This window comes from Bacillus sp. SIMBA_031, assembly GCF_046535225.1.
GTDB classification, from domain to species: Bacteria; Bacillota; Bacilli; order Bacillales; family Bacillaceae; genus Bacillus; species Bacillus velezensis.
This window is the reverse complement of record NZ_JAWRXC010000003.1, coordinates 187,883-205,726: the sequence shown is the minus strand read 5'-3', so window position 1 is coordinate 205,726 and position 17,844 is coordinate 187,883. Positions and strand designations below refer to the sequence as shown.

General features: G+C 45.3%; 17 protein-coding genes and 1 pseudogene. 2 read left to right on the top strand and 16 right to left on the bottom strand.

The window, feature by feature from the left end; genetic code table 11:
• Nucleotides 1-38: 38 nt before the first annotated feature.
• From SB724_RS10985 to SB724_RS10920, 14 genes and pseudogenes are all read right to left on the bottom strand, one after another.
• Entirely contained in the window at nt 39-755 is a 717-nt protein-coding gene (locus tag SB724_RS10985; RefSeq protein WP_410571097.1) for an endonuclease V, read from the bottom strand.
• Nucleotides 756-847: 92 nt separating this feature from the next.
• A complete protein-coding gene (locus SB724_RS10980) occupies nt 848-1,462 on the bottom strand; it encodes a hypothetical protein (RefSeq protein ID WP_410571095.1) in 615 nt (204 codons plus the stop codon).
• 76 nt (nt 1,463-1,538) lie between these two features.
• Nucleotides 1,539-2,076 (bottom strand): annotated as a pseudogene (locus SB724_RS10975) (hypothetical protein).
• Nucleotides 2,077-2,105: 29 nt separating this feature from the next.
• Entirely contained in the window at nt 2,106-2,654 is a 549-nt protein-coding gene (locus SB724_RS10970; protein ID WP_410571093.1) for a hypothetical protein, read from the bottom strand.
• A gap of 485 nt (nt 2,655-3,139) precedes the next feature.
• Nucleotides 3,140-3,649 carry a hypothetical protein gene (locus tag SB724_RS10965; protein ID WP_410571091.1) on the bottom strand — a complete coding sequence of 170 codons (510 nt, stop codon included), beginning with the start codon at nt 3,647-3,649 and terminating at the stop codon, nt 3,140-3,142.
• Nucleotides 3,650-3,669: 20 nt separating this feature from the next.
• Nucleotides 3,670-5,406 carry a ribonuclease YeeF family protein gene (locus SB724_RS10960; RefSeq protein ID WP_410571089.1) on the bottom strand — a complete coding sequence of 579 codons (1,737 nt, stop codon included), beginning with the start codon at nt 5,404-5,406 and terminating at the stop codon, nt 3,670-3,672.
• A gap of 19 nt (nt 5,407-5,425) precedes the next feature.
• On the bottom strand, nt 5,426-5,686 hold the full coding sequence (locus tag SB724_RS10955) for a YwqI/YxiC family protein (RefSeq protein ID WP_007614257.1): 261 nt from the start codon (nt 5,684-5,686) through the stop codon (nt 5,426-5,428).
• Entirely contained in the window at nt 5,686-6,120 is a 435-nt protein-coding gene (locus tag SB724_RS10950; protein WP_410571087.1) for a DUF5082 domain-containing protein, read from the bottom strand. The genes SB724_RS10955 and SB724_RS10950 overlap by 1 nt, the downstream gene beginning before the upstream one ends.
• Before the next feature lie 278 nt (nt 6,121-6,398).
• Nucleotides 6,399-7,187: a YwqG family protein gene (locus SB724_RS10945; protein WP_410571085.1), complete on the bottom strand. Its 789-nt coding sequence runs from the start codon at nt 7,185-7,187 to the stop codon at nt 6,399-6,401.
• Between the two features lie 63 nt (nt 7,188-7,250).
• Nucleotides 7,251-8,576: a UDP-glucose dehydrogenase family protein gene (locus SB724_RS10940; RefSeq protein ID WP_038460133.1), complete on the bottom strand. Its 1,326-nt coding sequence runs from the start codon at nt 8,574-8,576 to the stop codon at nt 7,251-7,253.
• A 199-nt stretch (nt 8,577-8,775) separates the two neighbouring features.
• Nucleotides 8,776-9,540, bottom strand: coding sequence for a tyrosine-protein phosphatase (locus SB724_RS10935; protein WP_410571082.1), 765 nt, complete (start codon nt 9,538-9,540; stop codon nt 8,776-8,778).
• A gap of 45 nt (nt 9,541-9,585) precedes the next feature.
• Nucleotides 9,586-10,275 (bottom strand): CpsD/CapB family tyrosine-protein kinase, encoded by a 690-nt coding sequence (locus SB724_RS10930; protein WP_038460137.1) that lies wholly within the window; start codon nt 10,273-10,275, stop codon nt 9,586-9,588.
• A complete protein-coding gene (gene tkmA, locus SB724_RS10925; protein WP_410571080.1) occupies nt 10,262-11,008 on the bottom strand; it encodes a protein-tyrosine kinase activator TkmA in 747 nt (248 codons plus the stop codon). The genes SB724_RS10930 and tkmA overlap by 14 nt, the downstream gene beginning before the upstream one ends.
• A 215-nt stretch (nt 11,009-11,223) precedes the next feature.
• On the bottom strand, nt 11,224-11,367 hold the full coding sequence (locus tag SB724_RS10920) for a YwzD family small protein (protein WP_003151259.1): 144 nt from the start codon (nt 11,365-11,367) through the stop codon (nt 11,224-11,226).
• A 203-nt stretch (nt 11,368-11,570) separates the two neighbouring features.
• On the opposite strand from SB724_RS10920, the gene SB724_RS10915 reads away from it, so the two are divergent.
• Nucleotides 11,571-13,181: an SWIM zinc finger family protein gene (locus SB724_RS10915; protein ID WP_410571078.1), complete on the top strand. Its 1,611-nt coding sequence runs from the start codon at nt 11,571-11,573 to the stop codon at nt 13,179-13,181.
• On the top strand, nt 13,168-15,942 hold the full coding sequence (locus SB724_RS10910) for a DEAD/DEAH box helicase (protein ID WP_410571076.1): 2,775 nt from the start codon (nt 13,168-13,170) through the stop codon (nt 15,940-15,942). The genes SB724_RS10915 and SB724_RS10910 overlap by 14 nt, the downstream gene beginning before the upstream one ends.
• 112 nt (nt 15,943-16,054) lie before the next feature.
• On the opposite strand, the gene SB724_RS10905 is transcribed toward SB724_RS10910, so the two are convergent.
• Together SB724_RS10905 and glcR are read right to left on the bottom strand one after the other, a co-directional pair.
• Nucleotides 16,055-16,912 (bottom strand): Cof-type HAD-IIB family hydrolase, encoded by an 858-nt coding sequence (locus SB724_RS10905; RefSeq protein WP_007614285.1) that lies wholly within the window; start codon nt 16,910-16,912, stop codon nt 16,055-16,057.
• Nucleotides 16,909-17,691, bottom strand: a complete 783-nt coding sequence (gene glcR / locus SB724_RS10900; protein WP_406528875.1) for a transcriptional regulator GlcR — start codon at nt 17,689-17,691, stop codon at nt 16,909-16,911. Before glcR ends, SB724_RS10905 begins: the two co-directional genes overlap by 4 nt.
• Between the last annotated feature and the right edge of the window lie 153 nt (nt 17,692-17,844).

The window sequence follows — 17,844 nt, the reverse complement described above, 5'->3', positions numbered from 1 at the left end:
GCATACAAAAAAACACTTGGTGGCTTAAGCCCCAAGTGTTACACGTGATTTTTCTGATAAAATGTTCGCAAAACGTGCGTTTCAAGATCAGCCAAGCGTACAGGGATCGGCAGCCTGCTTTCTCGATTGATCATTTTCATTGTGATCTGATAACTGCTTTCTAAATCAATGTTATGTCCACAAGACAAGAAAATAGGCTTCACGTCCCGCCGCGTACGCAGCGCCCGGCCATATACCTCGCCGTCAATGAGAATATCGGTGCAGGCGCCGACTTCATTTTCAGGCATCTCGAAATCGCAGCCTTTGATTTTGAGATAGGTTTTCGCAATCCCTATCGTCGGCTTACCCAGAAAAAAAGCCGCATGGGTGGCAACGCCCATATGATTGTAATGCAGATACCCGTTGCCATCAAACAAAAACACATCCGGCTCCGCCTCCAGCTTTTTGGCCGCTTCAATGATCAGCGGCAGCTCGCGAAACGCAAGAAAACCGGAAACATACGGCACGCTGATTTTCCCCATGCTGTGCACTTTTTCAATCACTTCTTTTGTATCAGCGTCAATCACGATGATACTGCATACGCCGTACGGTTCCCCGTCCTGATCCCAATAAGCGAGGTCGACGCCTGCGCATGTGTTGACGGAGTCTGGATGGATGACAGGGGATAGGTTGATTTTATGTATAAGGGATTGTTGTGTTTGAATAAAATCCGATTCATCATTTAGATCAAAATCGTGAATTTGATGTATTTTCATTTCACTTGTTTTCCTCTCTTAAAATAGTCTTCGTGCTCAATCGTCCTGCGTTTCGATCTAGCGAAGATTCCTTCAACAAATTATATCTTTTATTAAAATTCATTTTTCATTTCTTTCATAAAAATAAGGTCCAATTGTTTAAGTAATTCTTTAAGTTCAGTACACATAATATCTTCTAAAGGATTTTCCCAATCTTCGTTTTTTATCAGTTCAATGCCATAACTGCCGGTTGGATCGCCTTCTGGGTAACACCCTACATCAAGCAGCAAATTTTTAGTTTTATGAGAAATCTGCAGGAGGTCTTGATTAAAGTCAAATAACCAAGCATCATCATTTTCCTCTAGAGTTTTAGGGTCAGTATCTTTTAATGTAATATAATCAACAGTCCAGCCCGCCGGTATCTTAAGCCTTAAGAAATTGGGAACATGTTGGCTTAGCTGTTGCAAACCCTCTAAAACCCCACTTCCCACAGTCCAGATTTGATATTCTAACTCTTCCAATAATTGTTCCATTTTATTAAAAGAGTCTTCTTTATAAATCTTATCTGCTTTTAAGCCCACTACTTTGAAATTACGTTTTTCATTTTGTAGTTTTACCAGTTCATATTTTTCTTCCATTCTTTTTTCTGAATTTAAATTGTTCTGTACTACAGACCAGCCATTACAGATTTTCAATGGCTGCAATTGAGAAATTTGATTTCTGTCCATCCAGTTTCTCCTTGTATTCCACATTGTTATATTATCTATAAAAAAACTTGCCGATGACAACACAGCAAGCTCTTAACTATAGCAATTCTAATACATCAGTAAACAAGGCATCTCCTGTTGAAAGGCTGTATATGTGGCAATTCACTCCACTCATACACAGTATCATAGTAATCATACAAATAACTGAGTTCAATAAATCCTTTCTCATGCATTATTTTATTAATATAGTTCGTTCCCTGAATCAATTCTAAAGATTCAGCGGTCCCAACAATCTCATAAGCCCCGTCGATTAAATCGTGTCTTAGGGAATAACTATAATCTAATACATAAACAGGAACCAATTTAGATACTTTCATATTGATTTGCTGTTCTAAATGAAAACCATTTTCCCCAGAAAGATCTTGCAAATGGATATCAATTTCTCCAGAAGGATTGTTTAAATCTCTAACTTCAATTTTTTTCAAACCTTTTATTTGAGTAAATTCATCAGGTACTTTTATTTTCTCTGCGCATTTGTTCTTGTACCATTCGTCTAATTCCCTATTCACAAATAGACGATGAAGCAATTCACCGATTTCAGGGTATTCATTAATAAATCTGATTCCATGTTCCATTTGTAACTATTCCATCCATTATTATTTAACTACTTCCACCAAGTAGTTGTTACTTGTTTTAAATGATATTCAATATATAAAATCACTTTTTTATAATCATCTGATGAAAATTCTTTAATAGGATCTTCCCAATCATTATTTTTGACTAGTAAAACCAGATAGTTACCTTCAGGAGAAATGTCAGGAACCCAGCCTAAATCAAGCGTTATTGAGGATTGTTCATGATAAAGCTGCAACAAACTGTCTGTGAACAAAAACCAGGAATCATCATTCGGTTCTAAAGTTCTTGAATCTATTTCAACAAAATGATTATAATTTACTTTCCAACCTTGTGTTATTCTTAGGGGATGTAAATTTGCTTTTTGAACATCTAGTTTAACATATTTTACCATAGATAGAACCTCTTTAGTTTTGTTTTCAGTCACTTGATATAAACTATTTTCATGGTTTACCTTAGTAAATTCTAGCCTATTATTTTTTCTCCCTTTAAATTGGGTGTTTGTTGTTGAACCTATTCCATGACCAGCTTGATGCTCATTTGGGAATTTTGTAGAGTGGACAGCAACTTTTTTTCTCATCGGTTAACCAGAGTTTCTATATATATCCATGTGAAATATAAAAGAGATCTGAAGGCGTTTCTATTTCGCATTAAAAATTCAACATTTTACAATTATACCATTAATTCCTTCAAAGATAATATCTCTCATAACTTCATTATTACTTTTATAATTTCTTTCATTTTTTATTTTATTAAAAACTTGCTTGATAACCCCATCAATCATTATTGTTAACCCTTCAACGTCTTCTTCATCGCTTCTTTTTTAAACATTTCATTCAATATAATTAACTTCTGTTCTTGCGACATTACATTCTCTCCTTTACATTTTCGAATCATTTTATTTCACTTTTCACAAAACTAACTTTAATTTTTCGCTCTATAAATCAACAGTTTTGAATTAGTTTTACCATTAATCCTGTAAAAGCTTGATCATTTGTAATGTTTCTTGCTTTCACAAGGTAAAAACTAAAAAAGCAGGTACAGTATAACTACCTGCTTTTTTAGTTAAATTTTATTACTAAAGTTAATTTCTTTTACAAGGATAGCTTCGTTTCCGTACTCTTCAATGTCGGCCTTTAGCCAACCGCTTTCCTCTTCTCTATATTTATGAAATCTAAGTGTCGCAAAACCTTCATCAATACTTATAATCACAACAAATTTATGCTCAGGAAATTTTTCTTTTAAATGTTGTTCCCAACCGTCTACTACCTGAAACGCATAAAGTGAAATCTCTTCATCAGACAAATCACTGTTGTCTAAATAATCGTTTATGCGGAGCTCATTACACGATGCTTCATACCCCGTTTTATCCCCGTACATTCTCAAAATTCTATTCCAATTTATCGTTGTATTATCAGTTAACTCATACTCTAGATCTAGAATATAGCAATCGTCTACTTTAACTATATTAGGTGAAATAATATCCTTTAATTTAGATAGGTCAACTTTATTTGCATTACTCCGATCTTCAAGTCGTTCTTTTAGTCTTTTCATATTTTTATTTGTATATTCCATATATAATCTTCACTCCTATACTAAAATACAGGATCTTCACCTAAAAATTTCAATCCCTTATTTATAGCTTTCTGAACACTCTTGTCTTTAAGTACTTTTTGAATTTTGCTAGGTGCATCTTCACCTGTTTTTTGGTCATAAAACTTTTTTGTTTCTACATCAAAATACCATTTTTTATTATTTGGCTCGTGATAGTGAATTTGACCTTCTCTTTGCCCTGGATTTGGGTTTTCAATGTCTATTCTTTCTGTCTTCCCATTTTGCCATGTTGTCTTACTTGCAATTTGAGTTCCACTTTGACCGAAAAGTTTCTTACTATTCCCGCCACCACTACCAGCCATCTTCACAATCCCAAGATCTTTCACAGCTTTGGTTTTCACATCAGCATGAATGATTGGGAAAGTTGCGCCATCCGGTGTGACAGCCTTGTGGACACGAATTTTTACATTCGTCGGTACTTTGAATTCTTTTACTTGGTCTAGAATCTTTTTCCCTTTTTCAACTTTTGTTGCTTGTGGCGATTTTGCAAGCGGTATGCCTTTGTTTACATGCTTCGCCAGTGCGCCGGCTCCAACCAAACTCAGCGCAGCTTCCAGCGCCCCTTGCTTCCGCTTCTCCTCGGACACTTTGTTTCCGAACATATCTCTGCCTGTGACGGCTTCTGTGAATCCGTTTGAGGCGACAAGGCCGTATGCGCCCATTTCTGTCATTTTGAGAATGTCTAAGGATTTTCCGGTTTTATAGGCATCTAAAGCATGTTCTGCGGCAATGACGGTTTTTCCGGTTTTGTAAATGGCTTTTCCGCCTTTGAAAGCGCGGCCCGCCCAGCCGACGACCGGTATGAATCCGGCGGCGGCCATGGCGCCGGCTGTGACGCGTTCTGCGGTGGAGAGTTTTTCGCCGGTCACCGGATCAACACCTTCGGCTGCTCTTTTATAATCATAATAGCCGGTGACTTCGCCGGTAAAGTTGCAGATTCCGTCCCATGTTTTTTCGTACCATGGTTTATTGGCTTCTTCTTCAGCCTTTTCCTGAAGCCGTCTTGCTTCGGCCTGCTGGGCTTTTGCGTCAATATAGTCCGTTCCCTGTTTTTCTGTCGCCATGACGCTTTTGTAGATTTCATTGCTGTGGAAGGCTTTTTTGTCATAGTACATAGGGGATGCGCTTTTCCCGTTGCTGGTGGCCTGCATGAGAACGGAATATTTGCTGAGCACTGCGTTGTCCAGAGATTCTAAGTTTTGATATTCAGCGGTCAGGGATTCATCAAGCGTATCGACTGCCGTGATCGTGTCGCGTCTGGTTTTCTGGGCATCGCCCATTTTATCAGCGTAATCATCCAGCGTATATGTGTCGAGATGAATAATATCGCTGATGCCTGACAAAATTGAATCGATTTCTGCTTTATGAGCGGAGACAATCTCTGAAGCTTTCAAATCCGCGTTGGGCAGCTCATGCTCCAAAAATGAAGTCTCCACATATGTATCGCTGAGTTCTTGATCTTTAATGTCACCTGAAATGCCATTTAAAAACGCAATTTGAGCAGAGACAAGCGTCAGCCAGCTGTCGGCGATTTCCGCTTGTCCCTGAAAAAAATCTTTTATATTGTCTGCGCCTTTCCCTTTCAAAGCATCACCCAGATCGGCCACACCTTGAAAGGCTTGTTTGAGCGCACGCAGCTGCTCTTCAAGGGCTTCGTATTGTTTCTTTCTCTTATCTGCTTCGTCCGTTAACGATTGTGATTCAAACACTTTGCTCATCGGCAAGTCCTTTCTTTCGTTATTTTACGGCGATCGCCTCGTCCTGTTCTTTCAAAGAATCTACGTTGTCTTTAACGTCCGCGATATTCTTATGAACGGCCTGCTTGTATTCGCTGATCATCGATACAAGCTTTGCCTCGCGGGATTGGTATTTGGAGGTATAGTCGAGCTTGTTTTTTCCGTTTGAACCGGCGTTCCCGATCGAAACGGCCTCCAAAGCGCTGCTGACGGATTCAAGCTGCTTCATGACAGCTCCGTATTTGAGTTTTATTTCTGCCATTAAAACCAACTCCAGCTTTTTTTGATTGATTGTATTTTTTCTCCGACTGTGTCAAGGGCTTCTTCTCCCAGCGTCAGCAGGTGCTCTGCCTCTCTCGCGATGCTTCTGGCGGCAAGGAGCCCTCCTTTTTCAATTTCAAACTGTGTCATCTTTAAGCCGATTCGGTAAATATAACCGTCGTATTTGTCTGTAACGATTCTGTATGCTTCTGTATGGGCCTGATCGCGCCGGTCATCAAATTCTTCAGCAAAAGCGCCGGTCCAATGATGATCCAGGTGCGGCCTGAGGATGTCCCTGATTTCAGACACGCCCTCTTCCTGCAGAGATTCTATCTCTCTTTTCGCTTCTTTTAATTTATCAATTTGGTGTTCAACCTCGCCCAGTTTATGGCTGATTGTGCTGTTAATATGGCTTAATGTGCTTGAATGGCTCATCTTTTTCACCTCGTCTTACGCAAAAAGTCGTACAAAAAGCACAGACTTTTCCATGCTATATTTCCATATATTATATTTTAAAATAGACAGAAAGCAGCTTAAATAGGTTAAATGACTTATTTTCAGCAGCCGAGATGCTCATCATTAACGCCAAAAGACTCACATAAACGGCATATCCATTCATTGATCTCCTCTATGTATCCATGATAAATTCCCTAAAAAAAGGAGACAGTGATTAACCGTCTCCTTTGCCTTGTATCATGATCATCATACTGTCGTTAACTGCAGTCCCAGTTGTACAAAACGTTTGAGAAATCTTTTTTCTTCAAATCTTCCGGTCTGATAAAGAAATTGGCGATTCCCACATCTCCCCACATCGAATCAATGTCATCATCTGAATCAATTTGCAAAAGCAGAATCGTATGGTTTTGATGGGAGTAAGACCGCGGATCTTCCTGGGTGAAGGACGCATAGCCGCCGATTTTATGGCCGAATGCGTTCGCCGTATATTCGTCATACACCTCATCGTCAAACTGCTCGAAATAGTCAAAGGCATCCTTCCCGGCATACTGCCTGAATTGAAAATCAGACGGGAGCACCCATTCAGCAGACAGCTCAGGGGTGATCAGCGCTTCGGATTGAATCGGAAAATCGTACTCCTCTTCAACCTGAACGAAAGAAAAATCATCCATGAGCTCCGCTTCTTCTGCTGTCACATTTTCAAAATATTTGACGCAGAAACCCGTTTGCGCGCACCCGTCGTCAAAATTCAAACCGTATACGTCATCACTGACCGATATGTAAAACTGAAGAATGCCGGTGTCCGGAAAATCAGGGAGTCCGGGCAAATCCGCAAAATTGATTTGAGCGAGAAGCTTCATCGGCCTGCCGCTTTCATCTTCAGGGTATGGTTCATGTTTCGGAAAATAGGGGTCTCCGGCAATTTTACTGTCATACCGACCCGTTTCAGCTTTTTTGACGTGCAGTTTGATAAAGCGCCGTGCTGACGTTTCCAACAGACTGCGGGATGATTCCATTTGCTTTGGCAATTTCCATGTGTTTTCCACGATTAATATCTCCTTCGTCTCTAATGATTGTATGATAAAAGGCCGGCGCGGTCCGCCGGCCTTTCAAGTGACAGAATCAGTCTGAGGCACGACGGCTCTTCTTCCGATTGAGATATATTCCACGCCCGCCTGTTCCGCTTCCTCAAGCGAGTGGCAGTTTCTCCCGTCGAAAATAACCGGGGTTTCCATCAGCTCTTTGTACGCTTCAAGCGGGAAGTGTTTAATTTGTTCCCAATCTGTCAGAATCAGTACGGCATCCGCTCCTCTGACGGCTTCTTCTATGGACTCCCGATAGGAAACCGCAGCCGGAAGCAGTCCGGAAGCCCGGAATGAAGCGATCGGATCGTACGCTGTCATCCGGGCGTCAAGAGCCGCCAGACGATCCGCAATGACAATGGACGGCGCATCCCGCATATCATCTGTATTCGGCTTAAAAGACAGCCCTAATAACGCGATGGTCTTCCCCGTCACACCGCCGAGCCTGTTCAGCACTTTATCAACCAGCATGGACTGCTGGTTATTGTTGACCTTAATGACGGACTTCAGCAATTCAAAATCATGCTCCACATGTCCTGCGATCTGTACGAGGGCGTTTGTATCCTTCGGAAAGCAGGAACCGCCGTAACCGATGCCGGCTCTTAAGAATTGATTGCCGATCCGTTTATCCAATCCCATTCCGTGTGCGACTGATTCCACATCCGCACCGACTTTTTCACATATATGAGAAATTTCATTAATAAAACTGATTTTTGCCGCTAAAAAAGCGTTTGACGCATATTTGATCATCTCAGCGCTTCTGATGTCCGTATGATATACCGGAATCGCAAGCGGCGCGAAAACCCGGTCAAGCGTTTCCCGCGTCTGCCGGTCTTCAGCCCCGATCACGATGCGGTCGCCGTGAAAGGTATCGTGAATCGCTGAACCTTCACGGAGAAATTCCGGATTCGAGGCGATTGAAATGTTCACGTCCGCTTTCAGCCGTGACTGAATAACTTCGCTGATCCTGTCATTCGTTCCCACGGGAACCGTGCTTTTTGTCACGACAATCGCATCTTTACAAATATGTTCGGCAATCCGTTCGGCGACATTTTCAATATAAGTAAGGTTTGCGTGCCCGTCTTCTTTTTGCGGCGTTCCGACCGCTATAAAAATAACGTCCGCTTCCGCAAGCCCTTTTTCGTAGCTCGTTTCAAATGCCAGCCGATGCCGGCCGATATTTCGTTTCATCATATCTTCAAGGCCCGGTTCAAAGATAGGGGACAACCCCTTTCTCATCTGCTCAACCTTACGTTCGTCAATATCTATGCATGTTACGTCATGGCCGATTTCTGAAAGAGACACTCCTGTCACAAGACCGACGTAGCCTGTTCCGATCACTGTTATTTTCATCGTGTTCCCCCAACCGTTTAGAAATTGCTGCTGGGCAGCTTACCGTTATTATCATATGATCCCGGCGCCGGCGGAATGCCGGAAGCCTGAGGTCATGATAGGAAAAAACGGCGCCGGCCGCTGATAATAGCATAAGCATAAAAGAATCATCTTGCAAAACAGCCGCTTACGCTTCATTTAAACGGGATGGAGACGACGATTAAAAAAGACCCCAGCGCTTACGGCGGGCCACAGGCAGCGGAGGTTCCTTATAAACGGCTTTGTTTTCAGCGAGAAGCGCCGCATTTTCCGTGAGCATGTAAATCAGCTCTGTCCCTGCTTCTTTTTTCAGAACGCCGAGCGCCTCCTGATAATAAAAATTTCTCGGTCCGAGATTATGGGCGTCAGATGCGAGAAAGTGGATCAAATTCGCTTCAATCAGCTGCAGCGAAAAGGATTTCGCTTTCCGCCCGAATGCTCCGGCAATGCAGCCGGCCGTCACTTGGGCGGCCGCGCCTTTCTTCACAAGACTGTATAGGACGGAAGGGTTTTCGCGAATTTCCCTGTTCCGCTCCGGATGGGCGATGACGGGGACATATCCGTTCAGCTGCAGTTCATAAAACAGCCTTTCAGCGTAGGTCGGGACATGATCCGCCGGAAATTCCGTCAGCACATACTTTGTATCATGGAGCGGGACAAGCCAGCCGCTTTGAAGACCTGCCAGCAGATCTCCGTCTATTCTGATTTCCTGGCCGGGCAGAACAGTCAGCGGAATGCCTTCCTTATTCAAACGTTTGTTTAACAGGCTGACCGCTTCGTTGACCGTATGCCGGTCTGTGTCATAGCGGTATTTCACATGATGCGGCGTCGCGATGATCGTATCAATCCCCTGTCTGACTGCTTCTCTCGCCATCTTCAGGCTTTCTGTATCATCCGCCGCGCCGTCGTCTATGGAAGGAAGGATGTGACAATGGATATCTATCATATTTCAATCCCTCCTTAAAAAGAATGGACCGCGCCCATTATGACATTATTGTCCGTAATAGGCGTAGTCCGAGTGTTTCGTTTGTTTCTTCCCGTTCATCACGGCCCCAAGGAGCTTGCACGGGCAGTAATCGAGCGCTTCTTTCGCCTTGGCCGCTTTTTCCTTGTCCGTTTTCCCGCTTGAGATCACCATAATGGCCCCGTCAGTGTAGCTGCCTAATATTTTCGTATCTGCTACGGCCAAAACGGGAGGCGTATCCAAAATCACCTTATCATAAACTGCGGCGGCTTCTGACAGAAGATCTTTCATGGCACCCGTCGATAAAAGCTCCGCCGGATTGGGCGGGATCGGCCCGCTCGTTAAAATATCCAGGTTTGCTTCATCAGCCGGCAGGACGGCTTTCTGAAACGGCATCTGTTTTAACAGCAGCGACGTTAATCCGGTTCCGTTGTCCAATTTGAAGGTGAAATGAACCGTCGGTTTGCGCAGATCCGCATCAATTAAAAGCACTTTTTTCCCCTGCTGTGCAAATACGACGGCAAGGTTGGCCGCGGTTGTCGATTTTCCTTCTTCCGGGCCGGCGGATGTGATCAAAAGGGACTTCACCTCCGTATCAACGGAAGAAAATTCAATGTTTGTGCGGATCGTGCGATATTGTTCTGAGTTGATGGATTTCGGCTCAGACATCGCAATCACGCTTCGTTTTCCGAGTTTGTCTTTTTTACGCGTCAACATGTCCGCCCCCCGATTGTTTGGTTTCCGCCATCCTCAAGTTTTTGGCAACGCTGTCTTTAGTACTGATTGAAGTAACCGTTCCCAGGATCGGGATGCCAAGCAGCGATTCCAGCTGTTCTTCCGATTTGATCGTATTATCCAGATGTTCCAGCAAAAAGGCGAGACCGATTCCGCCCAAAAGTCCGGCGGCAAACGCAATCGCGATGTTCAGCTTACGGTTAGGCTCTGCCGGTGACTGGCTGTCCGCCGCTTCGGCCTTTGAAAGGATGCTGACATTATCCACGTTCATGATGGCGGTGATCTTGTCCTGAAAAACGGCTGCAACCGCATTTGCCATAACGGCCGCCCGCTTAGCATCCGTATCCCTCACGGCGATCGTCACGACTTGTGAATCCTGCTCGCTGGACACCGTGATTTTCGATTCCAGCTCTTTCGAAGTCATGGACAGATTCAGCTGTTTAATCACCTCATCGAGGATGACCGGGCTTTTGATGATGACATTATACGTGTTGATTAATTGGAGGTTGGTTTGAACGTCATTGAATTGGACTTCTTTTTGATTGTTTTTGGATTGACTGACCAAAATTTGAGTTGAGTTTTCATAGACCGGCGTAAGAGCGAAGAAACTGATGAGTCCGCCTGCGGCAGATGCCGCCGCGGTAATAATAAGTATAAACAGCAGACGCTTTCTCAGTATTGCGAATATTTCCTTTATGCTTGTAGATTCTCCCATATAACCTCCATATCACTTTCCGCGTATTCCCATTCCCTCCAATGATCTTTTCCAATTACGATTATACAGCTTTAAACTGTCATTTCTAACCTTTTCAAATGACAAAATTCGACAAAAATAGACAATCACTTCAATCTGTTTTATTTTTGCAAGCGCTTTAAATACTGGTGTTACAGGAAGATTAAAAAATCCCGCGGCCAAGAGCCTGCGGGATTTTATGTTGCATATCCATTTTTAATATAAGAAATCAAATTCTCAAGCATTTCTTTTGTGGTCATCTCAGAGGACTGCTCACCAATGTCGTGCGCATGCATTAAAATCTTCAGAAACTCCTCTTGATCTAACTTCGTTTTCTTCATCATTCGTTTCCTTTCGGCTTCCATTAAATTGAAAACAAGATTATTATATGCTGTCGGGTGCTGTTTTGCAATCTCTAATACATCATTCGACACATCCGGGTTTTTATGTCCTTTTTTAGGAAAAACTTTTTCCGGGCCATGTGTTGCGATATAATAGAGGAATTGGAATCTTTTTATTTTGTGACTCGTTAGGAGCGATAATCATGCTTCAGGATATGATTGCTAAAGAAGATGTGCTCGCAGCGGCTGAACAGCTTAAAGAACTTCTTCCTTACAATGAAGACAATGTTCAGCTGATGAAGAAAGCACTCATTTTATATCGGCAGGATTCCGTCTATCGTATACAGGTTCAAACCCCGACAGAGATTTCCGCATATGTGCAGGATGTTGTGCCTGTAAGGGTCACGCTGAACTTATTTTTCATGGTGAAAAGCGGCTGCGCATGCCCGTCTGAGGCGATCTGCCGCCACGTGCTGGCCGTTTTTCTTTACGTATATGCCCAATTCGAGCGGGTCGGTACCTTTACCGAACATTGGCTGGAAAGAGAAAAGCTTGAGGAAAGCAGGGAGCTTGTCCGCCGGCAGTTTCAGGAAAAAGTGCTGCCGAATGAAGAGTCGCTGTCAAGCTGGCTCGCTTTTTTTGATTCGGAATTCTCGCTGTGGGAGGCGCGGACGCCGGCCGGAAGCCAGACGATGCAGGGCCTTTATTACGGCTATCTGTCAGCGCTCAAAAAACACGCCCCGAAAAAACCCGAGCTTAAAAGCTTATATCAGATTCATTCGGCGCTTGCCGTCTGGCTTCACATGTTCACTTTGATTGAGTCAGGCAGATTGGATGCCGAAAAAGATTATTACAGCATCAATCCATACGTGGAACAGCTGATGGATACGATTTATTCCTCCATTGACAGACTGAAAACGTACGCCTTGTCTTTTTCACTCGATCCTTTTTTAGACCGGACGCCTCCGGTGCTCCGCAGACTGCTTGTGAAAGAAGAGCTTTTTCAATACGAACGCCTCCGGGTATTCGGTGAGATGTGGAGCGCGCTTTTGAACCGGCCGAAATGGGTCGCGCGTGAACAGGAGATTCTCGCACAGGAAAGCGGGCGCCGTTTTTCACCGGAAGTGCGGTTCGGACGGCTTCATCTGGCCTTTTTACAAAAAGATGATGAAGCGGTCTTCCAAGATATGTCCCGCTTCCCTCCTGAAGCGCTGCCGTATACCTTTCAATGGCTCGGTGAAATCACCGCGAAAAAAGACTGGAAACGGCTGAAAACATGGTATGGCCGGATCGAGCCGCTTGCCGTGAACTATACGAAGCTTGATAAGCCGTTTAAAGAAATGCGCGACATTATCGGAGAGCTGTTTGCGCTATTGGCGGATTATGCGCGGCACTCACGGGATGATCAGCTGTTTGAACGGTTTGCTACCGGCTGCCTTCCCTATACCTTTACCGAATACAGCCAGTACCTGTACGAAAAACGGCGGTACGCGGAGTGGGTGGAGATTCACAGCCTCGTCGGTTTTTCCGTCTGGGAAATCGAAAAGGACATCCTGAAGGAAATTGCCGCCAGTGATCCGGAAGCGCTCATCCCCTCCTATCACCGGGCGGCGGCCTTTTTTATCGATCAAAAAAACCGCAGCGCCTATAAAGAGGCTGCACGCCATCTGAAAAAACTGCGGACGCTTTATAAAAAGGCAAAAAAACAGCAGGTATGGGAGCGGTATATCAGCCGGCTGAGCGCAAGTTACAAGAGGCTGCGCGCCCTTCAAGAAGAATTGCAGAAAGGAAAGTTGATTGATGGCGAGTCTTAAGGAAATTTTCATTCATGTAGAACAAATGGAAGATTGGACATTTACGCTGTCAAGCCATGATGAGAAGGAGCAGCCGCTTACTCTCAGTCAGATGAAGACTCATTTGTTCCAATGGCATGAGTCCACCTTTTACGGAACGTTTCTTGAAGACGTCAGCTTCATCGGCACCCCGGCCGTTCTGCTCAGCCCGTGGATGACCGTCGAGCTGCTCGGAAAAAACTCGTTCAATTCATTCAGCACCGTGCAGCTGACAAAGGAAACGGAACCGTTAATCGAAGCGGCTTCGACGATATACGAATTTATTGCCGACGGCGATTTTCTTCCGGATTATGAGGCTTGGCAAAATGGTGTCCTGCGCTTCAAAGACCGCGAGCTTTTGCTGGAAGGCTTTACGGCAGACTGGTTCTCAGCCGCGGTCCAGGACTACATTCAGTACAATGATGACCTGCTGGAAAAATGGCGGCAGATCGAAACCCGCTCACCGGCCGTTCATACGTTTAAAGGCTCCTTTTTGGATGAAGATGATTTTCTCGAGGGAATCGGCTGGCATGACGATCTGACGCCGTTTACCGTCGGGCTCCGATTAAACGAGCCTGATTTTGACGGTGACGACTGGAAAATCGAAATGTTTTTACGTGAGAAAAAAACCGGCTCCATCACCTTTTTCGACGGACTGAAGGGACTGAAAAAAGCGTGGCAGGCATACAGCGGAAAAATCGCGCGCGAACAGGACCGCTTCCGCAGAACGGTTCCCTGGCTTTCGTTTGATTCAGGAACGACGCTGATTTCTGAAGAAGAGGCATGGATCTTCTTATCGGAAGCGAGTGAGACGCTTGTCGATATGGGTGTGGAGATTCTTCTCCCATCATGGTGGCAGATTGTCCGGGACAGCAATATGATGCTCAAAGCGAAAGTGTCATCCTCCCCGCGGGGCAAGTCCTTCGTCGGCATGAACGCTCTGCTTGATTTCAACTGGAGATTCGCCACAAACGGAATTGAGCTGACAGAGGATGAATTCAATGAGCTCGTCGCAAACAACAGACGTCTCGTCAACATCCGCGGCCAATGGGTGAAAATTGATCCTCAATTCATTAAACAAATGAAAAAACTGATGGAAAAAGCGGAATCTGAGGGCCTCCACATGTCCGACGTGCTGGCGCGCGAACTGATGGATCACGGGGAAAACGGAGCCGAGGACACAGACATCATTGACTCATCGGCATTTGCCGGGATCAAGATCGAATTATCAAAGCAGCTCAGAAGCCTGATCCGCAAACTGACGGATGCCCGGGATCTGCCGGAGCATGAAGTCAGCGCCGCGTTTCAGGGCCAGCTCCGCCCTTATCAGATGTACGGCATGAACTGGCTTCTGTTTTTACGGGAAAACGGCTTCGGCGCCTGTCTCGCAGATGACATGGGACTTGGAAAGACGATTCAGATGATCGCTTATTTTCTCCATGTGAAGGAAAGCGGCCGGCAAAAAGCGCCTGCCTTAATCATTGCGCCGACATCTGTGCTCGGCAACTGGCAGCGTGAGCTCCAGACCTTCGCGCCGCAGCTGAAGGCCATGCTTCATTACGGCCCCCGCCGGCCGAAGGGGGAAGCATTTGTCCCGGCCTATCAGGACGCGGACGTCGTTCTTACTTCTTACGGCCTGTCGCACGCCGATCAGGAAGAGCTTTCTTCCGTGACATGGAGCACCATCTGCCTTGATGAAGCGCAAAATATTAAAAACGCGCATACGAAGCAGTCCCGCGCGATCAGAAAGCTGAAAGGCGTCCATCATATCGCGCTGAGCGGAACACCGATGGAAAACCGCCTGACAGAGCTTTGGTCGATCTTTGATTTTATGAACAAAGGCTATCTCGGCAGTCTGACCGGCTTTCATAAACGCTATGTGCTGCCGATTGAAAAAGACCGTGACGAAAAAAGAATCAACCAGCTTCAGCAGTTAATCCGGCCGTTTTTACTGCGCCGGACAAAACGGGATGAAGAAGTGGCACTTAATCTTCCTGACAAGCTGGAACAAAAAGAGTTTATCCCGCTCTCAGCCGAACAGGCATCCCTTTATGAACAGCTTGTCAAAGATACATTTGAACATATGGCTTCTCTGACCGGGATGCAGCGGAAAGCGCTGATTCTGAGCATGCTCGGCCGCTTGAAGCAAATATGCGATCATCCTGCGCTCTATTTGAAGGAAGAACAGACAGAGCTGTTAAACGGGAGATCAGTCAAACTGGAAAAGCTGCTTGATTTAATGGCGGCGATCCGCGGACAAGGGGAAAGCTGCCTCATTTTCACCCAATACATTCAGATGGGCAACATGATGAAGCGCCTCCTGGAAAAAGCATTCGGAGAACCGGTTCAGTTTTTAAACGGAAGCCTATCCAAGCAGGAACGCGATTCTCTCGTCGAACGATTCCAGAAGAAAGAATACCCGACGCTGATTTTGTCATTGAAAGCGGGCGGAACCGGCCTTAATCTGACGGCTGCCAATCATGTCATTCACTATGACAGATGGTGGAATCCGGCGGTGGAAAACCAGGCGACCGACCGCGCCTACCGAATCGGCCAGGAACGGTTCGTCCATGTTCACAAACTCATTACGACGGGAACGATTGAAGAAAAAATTGATGCCATGCTCGAAACGAAACAAACGCTGAACGATCAGATTATCCAAAGTGAAAATTGGATTACCGAGCTGTCATCCGCTGAGCTTGAAGAATTATTCACCCTCAGCGCATCAGCGCAATCACATTAAACGCAAAAAGACCGGCTCTCTCAGAAGAGCCGGTCTTTTATGTCGTCCTTACTGTTACGCCGCATTTGCCATGAATGCGTCACGCCAGTCATGAACAGTATCGCCATACCTTTCACAGTAAATTCCTGATCATATGCGCAACGCCGTTTTGATCATTTGTCAATGTAACGGCATCAGCGATCTCTTTAATATCTTCTCTCGCATTCCCCATCGCTATGCCTTTTCCGGCCGCCTGAAGCATTGAATAGTCATTTAAGCTGTCACCGACCGCAGCGGTTTCAGCCATCGGAATGCCGAGCTTTTGCGCCAGCCGTTTGAGCGCCTGCCCTTTAGAGGCGTTTCGAGACGCCAGTTCGAAGTTGTGGTCGGCAGAGCTGACAAGGGTGAGATCTTTCTGACCGCTGAATCGGTCCCAGCCCGCTTTCAGCTTCCGCTCATCAAACGAAAATCCGAGAATATTATAAAAATCCAGATGCTCTTCTTTCTCAAAGAGCTCACGGTATGAATGAATGTAAGCAAAGCCGGATTGGCTGTATTGCACTGAAGCCGCCTGTTCCAAAACGGAAAGATCGGTTTCCGGATTGGCGCTTTTCACCCGGTCCATTTCGATATCGAGCAGCTGCCTGCCGGTTTCAGGTGTATAGATGGCTTTGTTTGTAAACACCTCATAGTAATATTGATTCTCTTCAAGCCATGACAAAATGCCGCGGGCTCTTGTTTCTGCAATCGCATCACAGTGGTACAGGCTGCCGTCAGGAGCATGAATGGCGGCTCCGTTTGCGCTGATAATCCATGTTTTTATGCCGAGCGGTTCGAAGATGGAGTGCACGTCAAAATGCGCGCGTCCCGTGGAAACCACGATTTCAATTCCCGCTTGCCGGGCTTCCCTTAAAGCCCGCTCATTTTCATCGCTTACTTGATGACTGCTGTTCAGCAGTGTGCCGTCCAGATCTATGGCAATCAGTTTCACATGTCCTCATCCTCTTCTTCAGATTCAGTTACAAGCAATTCTACGCCGTGCCGGTCGAGCAGATCGCAAAAATCCTGATCAGGCAGCCGATCGGTAATCAGCAGGTCAACCTCGTGCAGGTCTGCATACTGATAAAAACTCGTACGGCCAAGCTTGGAGTGATCGCTCAGCGCAATCACCTGTTTCGCCTGTCGGATCATTTTACGCTTTACCATGCCGTCTTCTTCGTGAGGTATCGTCAGACCGTTTTCCGAGATGCCGACAACGCCGATCAGCACCTTATCGGCGTGATAATCCCCCAGTTTTTCTACGACGGAAGCCCCGTATAAAAACCGGTGTTCCTTCTGGAGCTTTCCGCCGAGCAGGTGAATATCAATTCCCTCTTTTGCGGAAAGGATATCGGCCTGATTGATTGAATTTGTAATAACAGTGCAGCCGGTGACATTTAAATGCTCCGCGCAGGCCTGCACGGTTGTCGAAGTGTCCAGAATGATCCGGTCTCCTTTATGGATCAGGGATGCGGCCAGCTTGCCGATTTTGTTTTTCTCTTCAGAAACAGTTTTCAGCCGGCCCGAATAGCCAGGAACCTCCTGATTCACCGACGGCAGAATCGCGCCGCCCCGTGTTCTGATAATGGCCCCGCGCTCTTTCAGCTTTACAAGGTCCCTTCTTGCGGTATCTCTTGAAATATGAAGCAGCGAACATATCTGTTCAGCGGTGATCCGCCGGTGCTGTTTCAAATATTCCATTATCGCAATCAGTCTTTCTTCTTGATACACGTCCTCATTCCCTTTTTCGTCACTTATCTGTAAGTAATTATAAGTTTTTATCCCAATATATTCAATGTTTTTAAGTATTCATAAGCGAAATCACTTCTTTTTAACCATTTTTCAGCTCCTGCACAAAAAAACCAGTCTTTCGACTGGCGAGTG

Bases quoted from the DNA above. Each gene is read 5' to 3' on its own strand.
- SB724_RS10985 (WP_410571097.1), bottom strand. From the start codon at position 755: ATGAAAATACATCAAATTCACGATTTTGATCTAAATGATGAATCGGAT.
- SB724_RS10980 (WP_410571095.1), bottom strand. From the start codon at position 1,462: ATGGACAGAAATCAAATTTCTCAATTGCAGCCATTGAAAATCTGTAAT.
- SB724_RS10970 (WP_410571093.1), bottom strand. From the start codon at position 2,654: ATGAGAAAAAAAGTTGCTGTCCACTCTACAAAATTCCCAAATGAGCAT.
- SB724_RS10965 (WP_410571091.1), bottom strand. From the start codon at position 3,649: ATGGAATATACAAATAAAAATATGAAAAGACTAAAAGAACGACTTGAA.
- SB724_RS10960 (WP_410571089.1), bottom strand. From the start codon at position 5,406: ATGAGCAAAGTGTTTGAATCACAATCGTTAACGGACGAAGCAGATAAG.
- SB724_RS10955 (WP_007614257.1), bottom strand. From the start codon at position 5,686: ATGGCAGAAATAAAACTCAAATACGGAGCTGTCATGAAGCAGCTTGAA.
- SB724_RS10950 (WP_410571087.1), bottom strand. From the start codon at position 6,120: ATGAGCCATTCAAGCACATTAAGCCATATTAACAGCACAATCAGCCAT.
- SB724_RS10940 (WP_038460133.1), bottom strand. From the start codon at position 8,576: ATGAAAATAACAGTGATCGGAACAGGCTACGTCGGTCTTGTGACAGGA.
- SB724_RS10935 (WP_410571082.1), bottom strand. From the start codon at position 9,540: ATGATAGATATCCATTGTCACATCCTTCCTTCCATAGACGACGGCGCG.
- SB724_RS10930 (WP_038460137.1), bottom strand. From the start codon at position 10,275: ATGTTGACGCGTAAAAAAGACAAACTCGGAAAACGAAGCGTGATTGCG.
- tkmA (WP_410571080.1), bottom strand. From the start codon at position 11,008: ATGGGAGAATCTACAAGCATAAAGGAAATATTCGCAATACTGAGAAAG.
- SB724_RS10920 (WP_003151259.1), bottom strand. From the start codon at position 11,367: ATGAAGAAAACGAAGTTAGATCAAGAGGAGTTTCTGAAGATTTTAATG.
- SB724_RS10915 (WP_410571078.1), top strand. From the start codon at position 11,571: ATGCTTCAGGATATGATTGCTAAAGAAGATGTGCTCGCAGCGGCTGAA.
- SB724_RS10910 (WP_410571076.1), top strand. From the start codon at position 13,168: ATGGCGAGTCTTAAGGAAATTTTCATTCATGTAGAACAAATGGAAGAT.